The organism is candidate division WOR-1 bacterium RIFOXYB2_FULL_36_35 (genome assembly GCA_001771505.1).
Classification (GTDB): domain Bacteria; phylum Margulisbacteria; class WOR-1; order XYC2-FULL-46-14; family XYC2-FULL-37-10; genus XYB2-FULL-36-35.
Window position 1 is genome coordinate 1 of the sequence record MEUA01000057.1, and the last position, 17,243, is coordinate 17,243.

16 protein-coding genes are annotated in these 17,243 nt (G+C 35.8%); 7 read left to right on the top strand and 9 right to left on the bottom strand.

Annotation, left to right across the window (positions count from 1 at the left end; genetic code table 11):
• Positions 1-371: 371 nt before the first annotated feature.
• From A2290_02500 to A2290_02510, 3 genes are all read left to right on the top strand, one after another.
• On the top strand, positions 372-1,523 hold the full coding sequence (locus tag A2290_02500; protein ID OGC13355.1) for a hypothetical protein: 1,152 nt from the start codon (positions 372-374) through the stop codon (positions 1,521-1,523).
• A 177-nt stretch (positions 1,524-1,700) separates the two neighbouring features.
• Positions 1,701-3,533: a hypothetical protein gene (locus tag A2290_02505; GenBank protein ID OGC13356.1), complete on the top strand. Its 1,833-nt coding sequence runs from the start codon at positions 1,701-1,703 to the stop codon at positions 3,531-3,533.
• 204 nt (positions 3,534-3,737) lie between these two features.
• Positions 3,738-5,099: a hypothetical protein gene (locus A2290_02510; GenBank protein ID OGC13357.1), complete on the top strand. Its 1,362-nt coding sequence runs from the start codon at positions 3,738-3,740 to the stop codon at positions 5,097-5,099.
• An 11-nt stretch (positions 5,100-5,110) separates the two neighbouring features.
• Here A2290_02510 and A2290_02515 read toward each other — a convergent pair whose 3' ends face one another.
• A complete protein-coding gene (locus A2290_02515; GenBank protein OGC13358.1) occupies positions 5,111-6,910 on the bottom strand; it encodes an aspartate--tRNA ligase in 1,800 nt (599 codons plus the stop codon).
• Positions 6,911-6,993: 83 nt separating this feature from the next.
• Here A2290_02515 and A2290_02520 point away from each other — a divergent pair, with 83 nt between their 5' ends.
• Positions 6,994-7,173: a hypothetical protein gene (locus A2290_02520; protein ID OGC13359.1), complete on the top strand. Its 180-nt coding sequence runs from the start codon at positions 6,994-6,996 to the stop codon at positions 7,171-7,173.
• Between the two features lie 40 nt (positions 7,174-7,213).
• Here A2290_02520 and A2290_02525 read toward each other — a convergent pair whose 3' ends face one another.
• Together A2290_02525 and A2290_02530 are read right to left on the bottom strand one after the other, a co-directional pair.
• On the bottom strand, positions 7,214-8,482 hold the full coding sequence (locus A2290_02525; GenBank protein OGC13360.1) for a hypothetical protein: 1,269 nt from the start codon (positions 8,480-8,482) through the stop codon (positions 7,214-7,216).
• Between the two features lie 18 nt (positions 8,483-8,500).
• Positions 8,501-9,208: a hypothetical protein gene (locus A2290_02530; GenBank protein ID OGC13361.1), complete on the bottom strand. Its 708-nt coding sequence runs from the start codon at positions 9,206-9,208 to the stop codon at positions 8,501-8,503.
• A gap of 455 nt (positions 9,209-9,663) precedes the next feature.
• Between A2290_02530 and A2290_02535 the strand changes: the two genes are divergently transcribed.
• Both A2290_02535 and A2290_02540 read left to right on the top strand, forming a co-directional pair.
• Positions 9,664-10,779, top strand: a complete 1,116-nt coding sequence (locus A2290_02535; GenBank protein OGC13362.1) for a hypothetical protein — start codon at positions 9,664-9,666, stop codon at positions 10,777-10,779.
• Between the two features lie 18 nt (positions 10,780-10,797).
• On the top strand, positions 10,798-12,078 hold the full coding sequence (locus tag A2290_02540) for a hypothetical protein (protein ID OGC13363.1): 1,281 nt from the start codon (positions 10,798-10,800) through the stop codon (positions 12,076-12,078).
• A 246-nt stretch (positions 12,079-12,324) separates the two neighbouring features.
• Here the strand turns inward: A2290_02540 and A2290_02545 are convergent, their stop codons facing one another.
• The 5 genes from A2290_02545 to A2290_02565 all read right to left on the bottom strand — a co-directional run bounded on the left by A2290_02545 (position 12,325) and on the right by A2290_02565 (position 16,120).
• On the bottom strand, positions 12,325-13,149 hold the full coding sequence (locus A2290_02545) for a ribosomal RNA small subunit methyltransferase A (GenBank protein OGC13364.1): 825 nt from the start codon (positions 13,147-13,149) through the stop codon (positions 12,325-12,327).
• Entirely contained in the window at positions 13,150-13,560 is a 411-nt protein-coding gene (locus A2290_02550) for a hypothetical protein (protein ID OGC13365.1), read from the bottom strand.
• Complete coding sequence (locus tag A2290_02555; protein ID OGC13366.1) at positions 13,557-13,814, bottom strand: hypothetical protein; 258 nt, start codon at positions 13,812-13,814, stop codon at positions 13,557-13,559. Before A2290_02555 ends, A2290_02550 begins: the two co-directional genes overlap by 4 nt.
• A gap of 46 nt (positions 13,815-13,860) precedes the next feature.
• Entirely contained in the window at positions 13,861-14,862 is a 1,002-nt protein-coding gene (locus tag A2290_02560) for a 4-hydroxythreonine-4-phosphate dehydrogenase PdxA (GenBank protein OGC13367.1), read from the bottom strand.
• Between the two features lie 85 nt (positions 14,863-14,947).
• On the bottom strand, positions 14,948-16,120 hold the full coding sequence (locus tag A2290_02565; GenBank protein ID OGC13368.1) for an LL-diaminopimelate aminotransferase: 1,173 nt from the start codon (positions 16,118-16,120) through the stop codon (positions 14,948-14,950).
• Here A2290_02565 and A2290_02570 point away from each other — a divergent pair.
• Positions 16,115-16,402 carry a hypothetical protein gene (locus A2290_02570; GenBank protein ID OGC13369.1) on the top strand — a complete coding sequence of 96 codons (288 nt, stop codon included), beginning with the start codon at positions 16,115-16,117 and terminating at the stop codon, positions 16,400-16,402. The genes A2290_02565 and A2290_02570 overlap by 6 nt on opposite strands.
• On the opposite strand, the gene A2290_02575 is transcribed toward A2290_02570, so the two are convergent.
• Positions 16,386-17,222, bottom strand: a complete 837-nt coding sequence (locus A2290_02575; GenBank protein ID OGC13370.1) for a lipoyl synthase — start codon at positions 17,220-17,222, stop codon at positions 16,386-16,388. The two genes, A2290_02570 and A2290_02575, sit on opposite strands and share 17 nt — an antisense overlap.
• Between the last annotated feature and the right edge of the window lie 21 nt (positions 17,223-17,243).

The window sequence follows — 17,243 nt, forward strand, 5'->3', positions numbered from 1 at the left end:
CTTTTTCCAAACTTTCAAGTCTTTAAAAGTTCTAATATCCATGTTTGTTTTTTCCCTTACTCGATCCCTTGAAACCTAGAAACCTTGACACCTTTTTTTTGTAGCAATTTTCATTCCACGCCCGTAATATTTCTATTGTCCCCTAAAATAGAGGCAGATTTCAAGTAAAACCTTTAAATTGTAGACGAAAATTCGTCACTCCTAAAAGATGCCCCTAAATTCCCTAAAGGGGACTTGCCTTCTCCCCCTTTAGGGGGTTGGGGGCAGGCGCATTAATGACCCATGACAGAAGGATCCCTCGATAAAACTCTGAAACAAAAAATCACCTGCAACTTTTGTTTTATTTTAACGATAACGAAGAAGTAATTATTATGATTCGTCCTGTTACAATCTATACTGGAGCTCCGTCAAAAACACTGCAAACTCCAATTTCTCGGAAATCAGGAGTTGATAGCTTGCTCTCTATCACTTGTGGTCCAAGTACTCAGCTAATATCTGTTGTCCCTCCACCTATATTTGTTAGGCCTATTATATGTTCAAATTTATCTTATGATTCAGGAAGAGATCGTGTCTATTTCAATGAGACAGACTTTAAAGTTATCACTCCTCAAGAAGTCTTTGGTGTTAACGTTGATCTGGGAAGAGCATCCATAGATTGTTATAAAGAAATATTCGGCAAAAATCCAATAATTTGCATAAAAGGATCTTATCTTTATGCACATGACAATTATGATGTTATAGGAGATTTTGATTTTGTTATTTTTCACGATGGAAACACCCCGATTATTCATGAATTAAATGAAAAAGAGCATAAAGGAGCCTACCATACATTTATATTTAGATTAAAAGAAAGATTGAAAGAGAAAGGGCTTGAAGTTGTATTGGACAACAGTAAGCATAGCGGTGAATTTAATATATTTATTGTAGATAAAAATGGCAAGCGGTATGAACTCAATTTCGTAGACTTGGTTGAAGATAGGAAACTAATTGAAAAAAACCGGAATAATGAACCCCGATTTCCTAATCGGGGTGAACTTGCAGCCAGTAATTTAACAGGGAAAATATTTTTTGGAAATATAGAAAGACTTAACGCCCTCATGGCTACTGTATCAAAAAAAGATCTGCTTGATGCCGCACTGGATCATTATTTTACTTTGGCTGGTGATGTTTCAAAGTTCCGCTTTTTAAAAGTTGGAGGCCATGTGAAAGCTTTAAAGAGGATGTATTATTTGGCTTTTCTTAGAGGTTTGGAAGAAAACTTTGAATGGCTTTTGAGTTGCTGGAATAAATATAAAGATAGTTTTGATTATGATAAATATTTTGAGCTGTGCAGGCAATACGGTCCTAAATTATGGCATGAAGCTGGTCAAGACAAAGAACTTACTTATGATATATTACGCAGCTTGGGATATACAGAAATCGCAGATGCTTATCAAATATGCCATTCTTTAATAGGCATCGAAGACAATCAATCAAACAGAATGGTTGTTGCAAGTGACATAGAAAGACGCTGGATCAGGTAAAAGAGGAAAGTTTTTACCGGTTATTTTTACAGGGATCTGGGGTCATCTTGAAAAACAGGCAAAGGCTAATAATGCAATATCTACAGTTTGCGTAGAATCTCCTTTACTTTTATAAATAATTATCTATACTTTATTCTAGTATCAATGATAAAAATTCTTCTAATCTCGCTAATAATGATGGGATTAACAGTTTCGCCATCAATGGCTTTTTTTACGGATCTAGGGATAATCCCCTTTCAATCCCTTGCTGCAGCAAGGCCTTTAGGCATAGGAGAAGCTGTCTCTGCCATATCAGATGTTGATTCTGCATATTACAATCCAGGCTGTCTTGCATGGTCCAAAGGAATTTCCATAAATTTAAAGGACTTAAATAACATATCCGCGGCACAATCTTTTACCATAGGAGAAGATACAAACCTTGGATTAGCCTTTAGCACTACAAAGACTTCAAACATAAACCTTTCAAGCGGAGGAACAGCTACTGTCTCCAGAAATATCGTAGCAGTCAGTTTTGCCGTAAACTTAGCAACGATGCCTCTAATTTCAAATTATCCTATTTCTAAATCGATAGATACAGGTATATCTTTTAAAATGCTATTAAACGGAAGCATTTCACAGACGGGATTAACAGATCAAACAGGATCAGGATATGATATAGATGCAGGCCTTTATTACAAACATCTTCCATGGTTATCTTTTGGAGTATCAGGGCACAATGTCCTCCCTAAAAACATCCTGGGGGGAGGGGTTATAACATGGAAAGGGATAGAAGGGAATGAATCAATCCCTGCAATCTTCAAAACCGGCGTCGCCGCTAAAATTATAGGAGATTTGCGTTCTCCTATTTACATGGAAAATAAGGAGCTAATCATTTCCTGCGACATAGAAAAACCTTTGACAGGCAATTTTATCTACCATCTTGGAGGAGAGTTCGCTTTTGAAAACAATCTTTTTGCAAGAGCCGGAGTTTCAACTTTAAGAAATGGAGAGGTAAACTTAAGCTGCGGCGGCGGAGTAAAGTTTGAGGGGTGGGGAGGAAATGTTTCATATAATACCAAAGATAACGTAACCCAAGCAGGAGTGTTATATTTGAACTTTTTATACTACCCCAAAGAATGGGGCTTTATCTCAGATCCGATAATAAGCTTATACCCGGCAGATGAAACATCAACTTACAAAACAACTCAAATTGTATCAGGAGAGGTAAAACCAGAAACAAAGTTAAAAATAAACGGAGTCTCTATAGAAACCGATGAAAATAATAACTTTAGCACAACTGTAAACCTTGAACATGGAACGAATATAATCGTAGTGGAAAGCGCTTATAAAGGAAATGACTCAACTAGAATAATCAGCGTCAATTTAAAAAAGCCGCCGGAGAATCCATTTGAAAATATCAACATATATGACAATCCGACTTTTGAATATAACGAAACAGAAACTACAGTAGTCGGCAAACTAAAAGATGGAGCTACCGCAATGGCTATTAATGGAACTCCCGTATCAATAACAGATCTAAACTTTGATACAAATATAAATTTAATAACCGGAGAAAATCATGTAGATACAACTGTATATTTTGAAGACCAGCCCGTACAAACTGGATTCACTCTATATCGCAAAGAAAAGCCAAAGCCTGTGGCCGTATATAAGCCTAAACCAAAACAGGAACCTAAACCGGTTGTAACTCCTAAGCCAAAGCCTAAGGTTATACCGAAAGCCAAACCAAAAACCCAAAAACACGTAAAACAAGTCGTAAGAAAACCGATAAAAATTAATTATCAGAAAGTAAAACAAATTATCAAAGCAAAAACAGGAATTACTATAAAAGGAGAAGCAAAGCTCAAGCTCCCCGGTTACTTCGCAGTATACGTCTTGGGAGGAGAACAATATATCGCCCTCAAAAACATAGGGAGCGGTTTTATCTCCATTGATTACTACAATGCCCTTTCCAATAAATGGAAAGTTATCGATGTAATAACATACTCAGAATTATTGACATTTAACTAATTTATACCTAGGGCTTGTTGCGTAATGACAGTTTTTACAATTTGTCATCCCCGCTTTCGCGGGGATCCATCAAAACCTCACCCGACGAAATCCCATCGTTTCACATCAAAAAAACAACTAAAATTCGTCTCTCAACGAGAGGAGAATACTGGCACGAAAATTGCTTATAAATAATAAAAAATCAATATCCATAAGGAGAGAAAAATGATAAAGCAAAAAATTTTAATCATAGATGACGAAAAAGATATGCGGGAGACAATAAAATCAATTCTTAATAAAAAGTATATTATATACACTGCCTCTTCAGGACAAGAGGGTCTTGATTTAATCGAAAAAGAATCTTTTGATGCCATATTGCTTGATATAAGAATGCCAAATATGGATGGGATTGAAGTACTAAAAAACATTAAAGACATAGACAAAACAATCCCTGTAATTATGATCACCGCAAGTCTAGATATAAAATCAGCCGTAGAATGCATGAAACTTAGCGCGGAAGATTATATAAATAAACCGTTCGAAGTTGATGAACTTTTAACAATCTTAAAAAAATCTCTTGAAAAAAGAAAAATTATCCAGGAAAATTTATATTTAAAGCAGGTCCTTCTGGAATCTAATAAACTCGGGGATTTAATAGGAGAAAACCAACAAATAAAAAACATCAAAGAATTACTAAAAACTGTGGCCCCAACAGACAGTACCATATTAATAACAGGAGAATCTGGCACAGGAAAAGAGGTTGCAGCAAGAACCATTCATAATTTAAGTTTTCGAAAAAATAAACCTTTCATTACAATTAATTGCGCCGCAATACCGGAAAACCTGCTTGAATCCGAATTGTTTGGACATGAAAGAGGCGCTTTTACAGGTGCGATAGAACGAAAATCAGGTAAATTTGAGCTTGCGGATCAGGGGACTCTTTTTCTTGATGAAATAGGGTGCATGAGCCCTTCCATGCAAAGTAAATTATTAAGAGTTTTGGAAGACAAAAAATTTGAGAGGCTTGGAGGAACATCCCAGGTTGAGGTAGATGTTAGAATCATTACCGCAACAAATATAAATTTTGAAAAACAGATAACAGAAGGCAAGTTTCGTGAAGATTTATATTATAGAATCAATGTTGTTCCGGTAAAGATGCCCAGTCTTAGGAATAGAAAAGATGATCTCCCTGTTTTTATCTCTTTTTTTATAAACAAATTCAACAAAGAATTCAACAAAAATATAAGAGGGATAACGCCAAAAGCCCTGACAAAATTGCACTCCTATGATTTTCCGGGAAATGTACGCGAGTTACAAAACATAATAGAAAGAGCTATTGTAATCTCAAAAAATGAGTTTATAGACGAAGAACAATTATTCGGTTTAAAAAATCAACAAAATCATACATTCAACACAATTGGAAATTTAAAAAAAGATTGTGAATCTTATGAAAAAAACCTGATATTAAGAACTTTAAAAGAGTACGGAGGAAACAAAACAAAAGCTGCTCAAAAACTCGGTGTTGCACGAACTACTCTATCATCAAAGATAAAAGTTCTGGAAATAAAAAACGTTCACCCCGATTAGGAAATCGGGGTTCACTGTGATGTTTTAATAAAAATCTCTTTTAATTGACGAGAATCAACAACATCCGGAGCCCCAGTCAAAGGGCATAACGCAGACTGTGTTTTTGGAAAAGCTATAACATCACGAATACTATCCATTCCTGCAAGCATCATAACCAGTCTGTCAAGTCCCAAAGCAATCCCACCATGGGGGGGAGCGCCATATTCTAATGCCTCCAACAAAAATCCAAACCTTCTCTGAGCTTCCTCTTCCTTAAAACCTAAAAGCCCAAAAACTTTTCTTTGAACATCCATTTTATGAATACGAATAGATCCCCCTCCCATTTCAACTCCATTTAAAACAAAATCATATGCCTGAGCTCTTAATTTTGATGGATCTTTTTTAAACTCTTCTTCAATATCATCAATTTTTCCGGAAGGAGCAGTAAAAGGATGATGCCTAGAAACCCATCTCTTTTCTATTTCTGAATACTCAAAAAGAGGGAAATCGACTATCCAAAGGAAATTAAATTTTCCTTCTTTTACAAGTTCAAGCCTCTTTGCAACTTCAAGTCTTATCGAACCAAGGACAGAACAAGCAACATCAAACTTATCTGCGGCAAACAAAAGAATATCCCCTTTGCCAGCCTGAGCTCTATCAAATATTTTCCCCAACTCTTCCTCTGAAAAGAATTTTGCTATAGGGGACTTAACGCCCTCTGAAGAGAGAGTCATCCACGCAAGACCCTTGGCGCCAAGTGTTTTGGCAAAAGCTTCAAGCTTTTCAAGATCGGTTCTTGATAAAAATGCCTCTCCCCCTTTTACGTTTATACATTTAACGACACCGCCAGAAGCTATAACTTTTGAAAAAATAGAAAGCTTACAATTTTCAACCAAATCAGAAATATCAACAAGCTCAAGACCAAATCGGGTATCCGGTTTATCTGATCCGTATCTATTCATCGCATCATGCCAGCTTAAACGGGGAAAAGGCAAAGATATTTGAGGAATATGTTTTCCGCGATACTGATCAATATCTTTGTGTAATGACTCCAGGGTATGATTAACCATAGATTCAATAAGATTTATTATGTCGTCCACGGTCACAAAAGACATTTCAATGTCAAGTTGTGTAAATTCAGGTTGGCGGTCGGCGCGTAAATCTTCATCACGAAAACAACGAACCACTTGAAAATATTTTTCCATTCCGGAGACCATAAGCAACTGTTTAAACAATTGGGGAGATTGCGGCAAAGCATAAAATTTGCCGGGATTCAAACGGCTTGGAACCAAAAAATCCCTTGCCCCTTCCGGCGTAGACTTGGTTAAAAACGGAGTCTCAATTTCCAAGAAATCTTTTTCATCAAGATAATCAGCCATAGCCTTGATTATTTTATGACGAAAGATGAGATTCTCCCGCATCTTATCCTTACGCAAGTCTATATAACGGTACTTAAGCCTTACCATTTCATCCGGTTCAGTAGTGGAATCCGCAACCTCAAAAGGAGGGGTTTTTGAGCTATTCAAAATTTCAAGCTTCTCTACAACAACTTCAATTTCGCCTGTTTTTAGGTTTTTATTGATCGCGTCAAGAGAGCGGGGAACAACAATCCCGTAAACAGAGATAACAAATTCAGATCTAAGTCTCTCTGCATCATTTAAAAGCTCTGTATCTTCACCTTTAAAAACAATTTGAACCAAGCCCGATCTATCTCTAAGATCGATAAAAATAAGACCTCCATGGTCCCTTCTTCTGTGAACCCACCCCAAAAGAGAGACTTTCTGATCTATATGTTCTTTTCTTAAATCACCATTCTTGTATGTGCGTTTCATATTTATTAATTATAAATCATTAATTGATTAATGACAAACAAATCCATTATAAGTTATAATAAAACTTGTTTGGAGGAGAAAATATGCCAATTATAAATATTCAAATGTGGCCCGGCAGAGATAAAGAGGCAAAAAAAAGACTTATCGATTCTGTAACAGAAGCGGTAAGCAGCTCAATTTGTTGTCCAAAAGAGGCAGTTCAGATAATAATAGAAGATATCCCAAAGGAAAACTGGGGAATTAACGGGAAACAAGCAGAGTAAGACAACTTACTGCTTTTAACCTCGATTAGGATAATCGGGGTTAAACAACAAAATAGGCAGCAGGAAGTTTCCCCTCCGTTCTAATCGGAGATTCGGATTTTTGCCTTATAAGAATAAAATTATTCAGTAAAAATATAATAAACAAAATAAGCAGAAAAAATTTAAGCCTTCTTTCATTGAAAATTTTTGAGAATATCGCTATAAATCTCGGATAAACAGCTCCAAGCAAAAAGCTCAAGAAAAAAAGAGGGAAATAATGATATCTCCCCCACCCCATAATAGACCCCGCCCCAAGCGATCCGCGAGTTATGCCCAAAACAACATAACATAAAAAAATACTTGTAAATGCAAATAAAATCATCTTTGATTTCGCAAAAAACGGGATTCTTTCAAATTTTTTATTCAACACAAAATATAAAAAGCTGAAAAGAGCAAAAACTAACGACACAAAAATCAATAAAATAGTTAATCCTATAGTGTAAGGAAAAACTAAGGGAAAATTAAACCCGAAAAGCTTTAAAAGCATCCCTAAAAAACCTAAAAAAGAGAGACTAAGAATCTTAATTAAATTAAATGTTAAATCAGGCGCCGTCTCCGGCTTATTTAAAATTGATTGCAAAGAAAAAATAAGATAAAAAACAAGATATACAATCCACACAAAAAAATAAGGCAAAACCCTTTTTATTTTTTCGGATAAAGAACCCTTATCTTTTAAGCCCCAAAAGCTATATAAAAATAAAAAAACAATCCCCAAAAACCCCATCGAAAAATTCATTGGAACAAAAAAAGAGGTTATTAGAGATAAAATATACATTTTTTTACTCTTATCCATAAACGCTTTATGAAATAAAAAAAGAGTCCCAACTAAAAAAAATAAAACAAGTGAAAAGTTAACGCTAGAAAACCAGTGCAAAACCTCATAATAAGTAGTATTCAAAGCAAAAAACAAAGCCAATAAAAAAGTACTTATTTTTTCTCCTCCAAAAACCAGTCTAAAAAAAGATAAAACAGTAAAACAGAGCAAAACATGAAATAAGACAGTAAAAATCATGTAGGGGAAAATATTCAAATTAAAAGACTTAAACATCATAAAAAAAATCAACTTTGATAAAGGCATAAAATGCTCGTTAATTGGCTTTAAAAAGTAGGCAAAGTTAGCCCCATTGTTTTGAAATGTGTTAATATACTCCCAATCATCATAAAAAAATTCATTATTAAAACAGACTGGATACCAAAAAGCAATTATTAGCGCGGCAAGCAATAAAACTTGAATCCTAAAATTTAAAAAAACATTTTTTAAGGCGCCCAAAACAAACAACTCCTAATTTTAATTAAAAAAAGATCTGAAATAATAAAATAAATGCTTAATACCGATTTTAGACTCTCCTCGCTCCCTTTCATTGAAAGAATAAGGAACTTCCATAATCTTTATTTCTTTTGATACAAACTTTAACAAATCAAAAAGGACTTTGTAGCCTCTAAGCTCAAATCTATTATAATATTTTTCGATTTCTTCCTTAACAAAAGAAGCTTTGGCTGCAAAGAAACCGGATAAAACATCCCTGCAACTTTTCTTTCCTCTGATTTTTAAATAAGCGCTCCCCAAAAAGAGGCCGAATTTAGAGAGCATTTTTCGATGAACCGGCCAATCGCCAACAACTTTCTCCCTAAATCCTACAACAACATCTGCACTCTCATCTCTTAAAAAAGAGACCATCTCATCTATTTTTTCCGGAGGATGTTGCAAATCCGCATCAATAACAACAAAAAAGCTTGTATCGACTATTTTAATTGCATCTAAAACGCTTGCGGTTAATCCATGAACTTTCATTTGAGCCCTATCGAGCAATTTTATAGCTTTACCTTCCTTGGACATATCACTGACAATCTCTTGAGTTTTATCTGACGACCCGTCATCAGAAACAATAATTTTAATCTTCGGGTAAAGTTTAAAAATTGTCTCTGCCAAAGAACCTATATTTTGAGCCTCATTCAAGGTAGGAATAATAACAGTAGTATTAAAATAGTCTTTCATATAAGAAAAATTTTATCATCTAATTTCAATTAACCCCGATTAGGATAATCAGGGTTAAATTTCCGTCCAGATCTTTTACAAAGTATAATTCACCTGTATCCATTAGGTCAAGACAAATAACTTTCTATCTTATACAACAATCGCAAGATTAGGAATATTCTTAACCCCGATTATTCATGTACAAACAGAATTCTAGTAGGCTGTTGGGAAAATCCTTAGGTATGAACCCCGATGCCCTAATCGGGGTGAATAATCGGGGTTAATTTTGCAACAGTTCTACTATGGAAGTGTTGCTTGACACCACCCCAGACTTCAGTCTGGGGAATTTTAATGTAGGGACTTATTTCGCAACAGTTTCAAGAGATTTTTACTATTATATCACACACATATGTTTTACAAATAAGCGCAATAAATAATGAAATTTAATGAAGTTTATTACGATAATTATATACAATATGATACAAGCAAGTCAAATTCATGATGGACATATAGCCCCTCCCAAGATACCAACTGGGCAGCCAACCAACCTAACAGCAACAGCAAAGGCACTTACTGCTTTGACTGCCAGAATGGCAAGCGCTACAACCAGAACAAAGGCGCTTTTGGAATTAAAGAGAGACCCAACTAAAAAAAATCCAAGAGTAAGAATGGAAGGGATAACTTTTGAAAATGTTCTTTCGCACGACGGATATTATGCTGTTGAAGCCCCCTCAACAGAAGCGGCGGAAATAAAGGCAGGGGAAAGAATGGTGTTAGCGACAAGAAGCTCTTTTCCTGATCCTGAGAAAATGTTATTAGTAGAAGCCCTTATAGGAAGAACTCACACTTGCTATAAAGCAACCCTAGAAAGAGGAGAACCCGTTGCGATAAAAATGCTTAGCTCAAACACCTTTGACCACACCCTATGGCAGAAAATTTTTGCCAGTGAATCAAGAATGCTCGGGTTTTTAAATAATTGCCAAGCAACCCCTAACATAATAGCGACAGATAAAAACTGCATAATCACAAAATACATAGAAGGAGTAACACTCCAAGAAATGCTAGACTCAGAAGAAAGAATAGACCCATGGATAGCTTTTACTATTGCATTGAAAATCTTACAGGCTTTAGAAGATATATATTTTTCATCCAACGGCAACATAGTTCACTTAAAAATAACTCCTTCCAACATTTTAGTCGACAAAGAAGGGAACTTTATAATAACAGGATTTTCCTCCGCAACACAAGAAGGGAAAAAACCCTTAAATAAATGGTATGGGGATCCAAAATATCTTGCCCCTGAGGTAATGAGAGAAAATTATCTTGCAGCTAAACAGGCGGACATGTATTCTGTTGGCGCCATGCTCTATGAAATGGTTGCAGGCAGTCCGATAATTGACGTTAAAGATATCTCTGAATTTATAGATGAAAACTCCATGAACCAAAAATCTCTCATGATAAAAAAAGAGGCAATCCCCGAACTAATGCTTCCTTTTTTAAATAAACTAATTGATTTTTCTCCAAATCAACGTTTTAATTCTTATAGAGAGGCTTTAGCTCTTGCGGAAAAAATATTAAAAGCTATAATCTAAAATCGAAAGGGAAACAAGTTGTCAATAAAAGTTGATACAGGGCAAACAACAAATAGCAGGCTCAACCACGCAATAATACAAAGGATGACCGCATTAAAACCTTCTATTGCTCAATCTGTAAAAGCTCAATACAACCCCGCAATGTTAATAGAGGAGAGAAGCCAATTACTTGCAACTTTAGGTTTTGCAATAGAAAACCCTTTGAGCAACCCATTGTTAACAGATGAACTTCTTTTCGCGGAAGGAGGAAACGCATCAATCGCAATAAAAGGAGATATAATGGTCAAAAGGGCGGACACAAAAGTCAAAGCCGCCTTATTGTATAGAGAAGCTCTCGTCTTGCAAGAGTTAAGTTCTCTTCCAGGGATAATCAAATTGGCAGCTAAAAGGGACGAGGCAATAAGTACAGACTCCATATTTTTAGACCCTGTTCCAGGAATCAATTTAATGAATGCAAAAGAAAAAGAGCTTTTTAACGCTGATGAGATATTATTTTTAATTATACAAACATTAAAAATATTAAATGGGATTCATAGGTCAGGATATGTCCATAGGGATATAAAGCCAAAAAATATAATGGTTACAACTGATGGGGATATAATAATAATTGACTTTGGATGCGCGGAAAAACTAGGATCAAATGTTCTTGACTCAAGCTATTCATTTTCTAAAGGAGAATTTATAGGGGATTTAAGTGTTGAAAAGTTGTGCGTAGAAATAAATGCTTTATCAAATTTCCATAATATAAAATCTCCAAAAAAATCACTCGCATGGCTAAATGAGATCTTATCAACGACTCATTTTCCAAAAGATGAGGAGCTCCCACTTGAAAAACGCATCAGGAAAAACAGGCTGTTTTTTGAAGAGAGATTTTCAAGAGATATATGCCCAAGGATAATTGCAAAAAAAACATTTGCCACAACGTTTGAATACCTAGACCCTCGATTTGCTTTATATAATGGAGCTACCCCGCTAGCAGATCTTTTTTCCGTAGGGATTATGCTTTACGAATTACTTTGCGGAGATACTCCTTTCCACTGCAATACAACTACAGAGTTCCGTGCTATTTCAAATAAAAATTATTTAGAAGAGATAGATTGGTCGTTATTTCCAGGTTATTTACGCCCACTAATTGCATCACATATAAAACCTTTAATTATTAGATTAATTGATCCGAACATAGGCAATCGTTTTCCTAGTGTTGATAAGGCGCTAGAGCATATTAAAGAAGATAAAATTTTAGAGAGACTCTCCTCCGTAGAGGTTTTAAGAAAAAACAACATTTCATCCCGATTATGATAATCGGAGTTTGCTAAATGAAAAATGTCACAGCCTTAACCCCGATTATTCATACATCGAGGGACTGTTGCGAAATGACAGTTTTTGCAATTTGTCATCTCCGCGAAAGCGGGGATCTATCTTGTTTTCTGAGAAATAGATTCCCGTTTTCACGGGAATGACCATTTCGCAACAATCCCATAGAGTAAATGTTTGACAATTTGTTGGTTATTGATTCTGACGTGAACCCCGATTTCCTAATCGGAGTTAAGAGTTTAGCGGTTTACACGATAAACTTATTTTTTCAAATTCTTCCAAGGATAAAGTCTCCGGTCTTCTTTTAGAGTCAATCCCTATTTTTTCAAAGCCTATGTTAAATTGCTTCAAAGTATTTTTAATGGTCTTTCTTCTTTGTGAAAAAGCAGATCTAACGATTCTTTCATCTATATCATAAAGCGGCTTTTCATAAGGCTTTAAAACTAATATCGCAGATTCAACATTCGGAGCGGGATAAAATGATCTTCTGGAAACAAACGATTTTATTTTGGCTTCAGCTTTATTTTGTACAAAAACAGAAAAAGAGCCATACCTTTTACTCCCTGGGTTTGATACAATTCTTTCCGCAACTTCTTTTTGTACGGTCAAAACCACAAGATCAGGCCTTTTTTCCCAGGATAAAATTTTCTCAATAATCGGAGTTGTTATGTAATAAGGCACATTTGCAACAATTTTATTGAAAGGCAAAAGGCGATGATTCGAATCGTCACCCTTGGATGAAAAATCCCATATTAAAAAGCTTTCGGATATATATTCGACATTTGAATGCTTCGCCAAAACTTTTTTTGCCATTTGGATCATCTCTTTATCAGGATCAAGTGTTATAACTTTTTCTGAGTTTTCAGCTAAAGCATCTGTTAAAACTCCAAGGCCTGTCCCGATTTCCAGAACAACATCATAAGAAGACAATTCCGCGGCATTTATAATTCTCTGTAAAACTTGAGGATCAACCAAAAAGTTTTGACCTAAACTCTTCCGTGGCCTACGATTATGGACAGTAAGTAATTCTTTTGTGATCTTTAAAAGAGCTGACATTTAAATTAAAGGAAGAGTTGTAAATCCAACTTGTTTAAAATGTTTATCAAATGTTAAGGCATGAGAAATTCTATCCTCTTTCATGCACGCAAACGAAAGGCAGTCAACATAGCTTAAATCTTTTTTGTCCGCATATTTTTGAAATAACTCCCACGCTTTTTTTTCTAAATAAATATCCATCCATTCGGTTTTCACTAAATTAGAATGTCTAAACTTTTCTCCAAACTCTTTTGCCTCTCTATAGCCAACTTTACATCTTAGAAAAGTTATTGTCTCTGCAATGACAAAGTTATTTGTCATAAAAATGAATTTATCAGCATTAGAGGAAAACCAATCTTTTGTTATTTTATGATACTTATCGCTCTTATCCATTAGTGCAACAAAAAAAGCTGAATCAATAAATAATTTCATCTTTTCTTCCCATAAACAACTTCATCAATATTTTCAGAAGCATTTTTATCCCCACTCTCAAACATTCCTATAATTTTAAAAAGAGGGTCATTTTCTATCTCTTTAACTTTTAATTTTTCCGATTTTTTACCCAAATATTTATTAATCGCATCTCTTATTAACTCTGCAACACGCTTCCCTTCATGAACAGCCTTTAATTTTAACTCTTTTAAAATATCCGTTTCGATTCTTATATTTGTAGTAGAATAACGCACAAAATCACCTCAATACAATCATACAACAATACAAATGAATTGTAAACTATTGTTTTGCGCGGGCAAAATGTGCGGCTACTTTTACTGCATATACCAAGCTCTGAGGATTTGCCACCCCTTTCCCCGCAATATCAAACCCGGTTCCATGATCAACAGAGGTTCTTACAAAAGGGAGCCCGAGAGTAACATTTACCGACCTGTTAAAAGAGACAAGTTTTAAGGGTATTAGACCTTGATCATGATACATTGCGACAACAATATCAAAAAGTCCGGCATTTGCAAGATTGAAAACAGCATCAGGAGATATGGGGCCGTAAACCGTAAGCCCCCGCCTCTTGGCCTCCTCTACGGCAGGAATTATATGCCTTATCTCTTCATCTCCAAAAATCCCCCCCTCCCCAGCATGAGGATTAAGTCCAGCAACTGCAATTTTTGCCTTTTTTTTACCTACCATTTTCAAGGCATCGCTTGCTAATTCTATTACATCTAAAATTTTTCTTTTATTAATATTTTTTGGGACGGCTTTTAGGGGAAGATGTGTTGTCGCAAGCACAACCCAAAATTTATCAGCGACAAAAAGCATCGCGTATTTTTTAGTTTTAGTATGTTCCGCTAAAATCTCGGTATGTCCATCAAATTTATAACCGGCCTTATGAATCGCCTCTTTATTTATAGGAGCTGTAACCATGGCATCAACCTCTTTGGCCTTTGCCAATCTGATGGCCTCTTCAACATACAAGACAGAAGCTTTCCCGCATTCCGCGGAGAGTTTTCCTATTTTAAGGTTGGAAATGTCTATCTTTCCAACAGTTAAAACATCAATTCTGTTGCGCAAAAACCTGGCATCTGATATGTTTTCTATGGGGTTTACAACTACCCCCGGCAGTTTTGAAATTCTTATTGCATGCTGTAGACTTTTGGGATCTCCAATAATAAAAGATCTGGTAAAGCTATAAACTTCAGGAGTTGAGAGCGCTTTTACGCAAACTTCAGGTCCAATTCCCGCGGGATCTCCCATTGTTATTGCAATTAGTGGACGATTTTTCATTGAATTTCCAATTTAAAACCGATAATAAGGAACCTTTAATCGCTACAAAAAAAACCTAAAAACAAAATTTATTGAATTAGAAACATTACTTAAAATAAATCCCAGCTTTTCTGATGCGGTCGACAGCTTCGACAATTCTTGCTTCCGGCGCAACCATGGCAACCCTTATGTAACCCTCACCCAAATCACCAAAAGCAACCCCCGGAGAGACAACAACCCCCGTCTTTTCAAGTAAATACATGCAAAACTCTGTTGAATCAAAACCGGAAGGAACAGGCAACCAGACATACATTGTTCCTTTTGGTTTTTCAATATTCCATCCCAGAGAATTCATCCCATCAACAAAAAGATGCATCCTTTTTTCATAAGTCTTTCTAACCTTGTCAATATAGCCGTTTCCTAAATGCAAAGCGGTAATAGCCGCCTTTTGTACTGCAGTAAAAAGGCCATAATCAAGATTGGTCTTTATTTTGCGCAAGGATTCTATAAGCTCCCTTTTGCCAACCGCAAATCCACATCTCCATCCTGGCATTCCGAATGTTTTGGATGTAGTATGGAATTCTATACAGATATCTTTTGCTCCGGGGATTGAAAGCATTGAAATCGGTTTTTCCGCTCCAAAATAAATCTCCGCATACGCAAAATCGTGGACAAGAATAATGTCATATTTCTTACAGAATTCAACCGCTTCTTTGAAAAATTCTTTTGTAGCAAAAGAAGCTGTCGGATTTGTCGGGTAGCTTAATATCATCATCTTTGCTTTCTGCGCAATTGCAGGATCAATAATTTTCAGGTCTGGCATAAAACCCCTATGTGAAGTTGTAGGCAAAATATAAGGATCCCCGCCCGCAAGAATTGTACCTCTAAAATGAGCCGGATACGCAGGCATAGGAACAAGAGTTATGTCACCAGGATTGATGTAAGCAAAAGCAAAATGGACAACGCCTTCTTTGGACCCGATCAATGTTACAACTTCATGTTCGGGATCAATACTTATGTTGTATTGTTTTTTGCACCAATCAGAGACAGCCTGTTTAAATTCAGGCGCCCCTTCAAACGATGGGTACCTATGATTTTCAGGATTTTTTAAAGATTCGACAAGAGATTCGATAACCTGCGGCGGCGGTGGTATATCAGGATTTCCCATTCCAAGATCAATTAAATCAACCCCTTTGGCATACTCTTTTGCTTTAAGTTTATCCAACTGGGCAAATACATATATTGGAAGTTTTAATAATCTGTCCGCTTCTTGATGCATAAAATGACTCTTTCTTTTTATATTATACCATCACCCTTAAAACTTTGCCTTAAAAAGAAAATCTCTGTACTATTTAATTTATTAAGACTTAATTCTAACGTTTTTGTGGGATTTACTGTTTTGTCAAGTTTAATCAATTTAAGAGAAGACAGCCAAATATTAAAAAGAATTGCAGCCGATGATTTAGCTTGTAAAGCAATCACACGCTTGAAAGAACAAACACATCCCGACCAACAATTACCTTCTTGGATATTGGAAGAGTTAGCTACCGTAGGCTTATAATCTTTGAGGCCTGATACGAACTTCTGACAAACGGGCCTGAAAAGACTTTAAGTCCGAGTTTTTCCCCTTCTGTTTTATATTCTTCAAAAACAGAAGGATCAACAAACCGTTCTGGCTTAGCATGATTTCTTGATGGAGGAAGGTACTGTCCGATTGTTACAATATCACAGCTTACCGATTTTAACTCTTGAAGCAAGTCAAAAACTTCTCCATCCGTCTCCCCCAACCCCACCATAAATCCGGATTTAACATACAGCCTGGAATTTAACTCTTTTGCTCTCTTTAAAAGCTTAAGAGATCTTTTATAAATGGCCTGTGGCCTTATTTGTTTGTATAATCTTGGCACAGTCTCAATGTTATGATTCAAAACATAAGGCCCTGCATCTACTATCTTCTTTAATTCTTCCCATTCTCCGCAAAGATCGGGGATTAAAACTTCAACAGGAAGGGGCTTTAATTCTTCTATAACTCTCACAAATTGTGAGGCGCCATAATCTGGGAGGTCATCCCTGGTTACAGATGTTACAACAACATAATTTAATCCCAGTTTTTTAACAGCCTCTGCAATTTTTTCAGGTTCATCAGGATCTGGAGGAAAAAGTGTCCCTTTTTTAACGCCGCAAAATGCGCAGGTTCTTGTGCAAATATCCCCTAAAATCATAAAGGTCAAAGTATTGCGGGAAAAACATTCTCCTAAATTCGGACACTTTGCAGATTCACAAACAGTATGAATTGATTCGTCAGAAATGAGGTTTCTTATTTTTGACTGGTTAATCCTTTTGGGAATATTCTTAATTAAAAACGATGGAAGTTTTGACACGTCTTCTTTTTATTTTATAAA

Excerpts from the sequence above, each read along its gene's own strand:
- A2290_02515 (OGC13358.1), bottom strand. The coding sequence starts at position 6,910 with ATGAAACGCACATACAAGAATGGTGATTTAAGAAAAGAACATATAGAT.
- A2290_02565 (OGC13368.1), bottom strand. The coding sequence starts at position 16,120 with ATGCATCAAGAAGCGGACAGATTATTAAAACTTCCAATATATGTATTT.
- A2290_02535 (OGC13362.1), top strand. The coding sequence starts at position 9,664 with ATGATACAAGCAAGTCAAATTCATGATGGACATATAGCCCCTCCCAAG.
- A2290_02510 (OGC13357.1), top strand. The coding sequence starts at position 3,738 with ATGATAAAGCAAAAAATTTTAATCATAGATGACGAAAAAGATATGCGG.
- A2290_02570 (OGC13369.1), top strand. The coding sequence starts at position 16,115 with ATGCATAAAATGACTCTTTCTTTTTATATTATACCATCACCCTTAAAA.
- A2290_02550 (OGC13365.1), bottom strand. The coding sequence starts at position 13,560 with ATGAAATTATTTATTGATTCAGCTTTTTTTGTTGCACTAATGGATAAG.
- A2290_02505 (OGC13356.1), top strand. The coding sequence starts at position 1,701 with ATGGGATTAACAGTTTCGCCATCAATGGCTTTTTTTACGGATCTAGGG.
- A2290_02530 (OGC13361.1), bottom strand. The coding sequence starts at position 9,208 with ATGAAAGACTATTTTAATACTACTGTTATTATTCCTACCTTGAATGAG.
- A2290_02520 (OGC13359.1), top strand. The coding sequence starts at position 6,994 with ATGCCAATTATAAATATTCAAATGTGGCCCGGCAGAGATAAAGAGGCA.
- A2290_02545 (OGC13364.1), bottom strand. The coding sequence starts at position 13,149 with ATGTCAGCTCTTTTAAAGATCACAAAAGAATTACTTACTGTCCATAAT.
- A2290_02500 (OGC13355.1), top strand. The coding sequence starts at position 372 with ATGATTCGTCCTGTTACAATCTATACTGGAGCTCCGTCAAAAACACTG.
- A2290_02560 (OGC13367.1), bottom strand. The coding sequence starts at position 14,862 with ATGAAAAATCGTCCACTAATTGCAATAACAATGGGAGATCCCGCGGGA.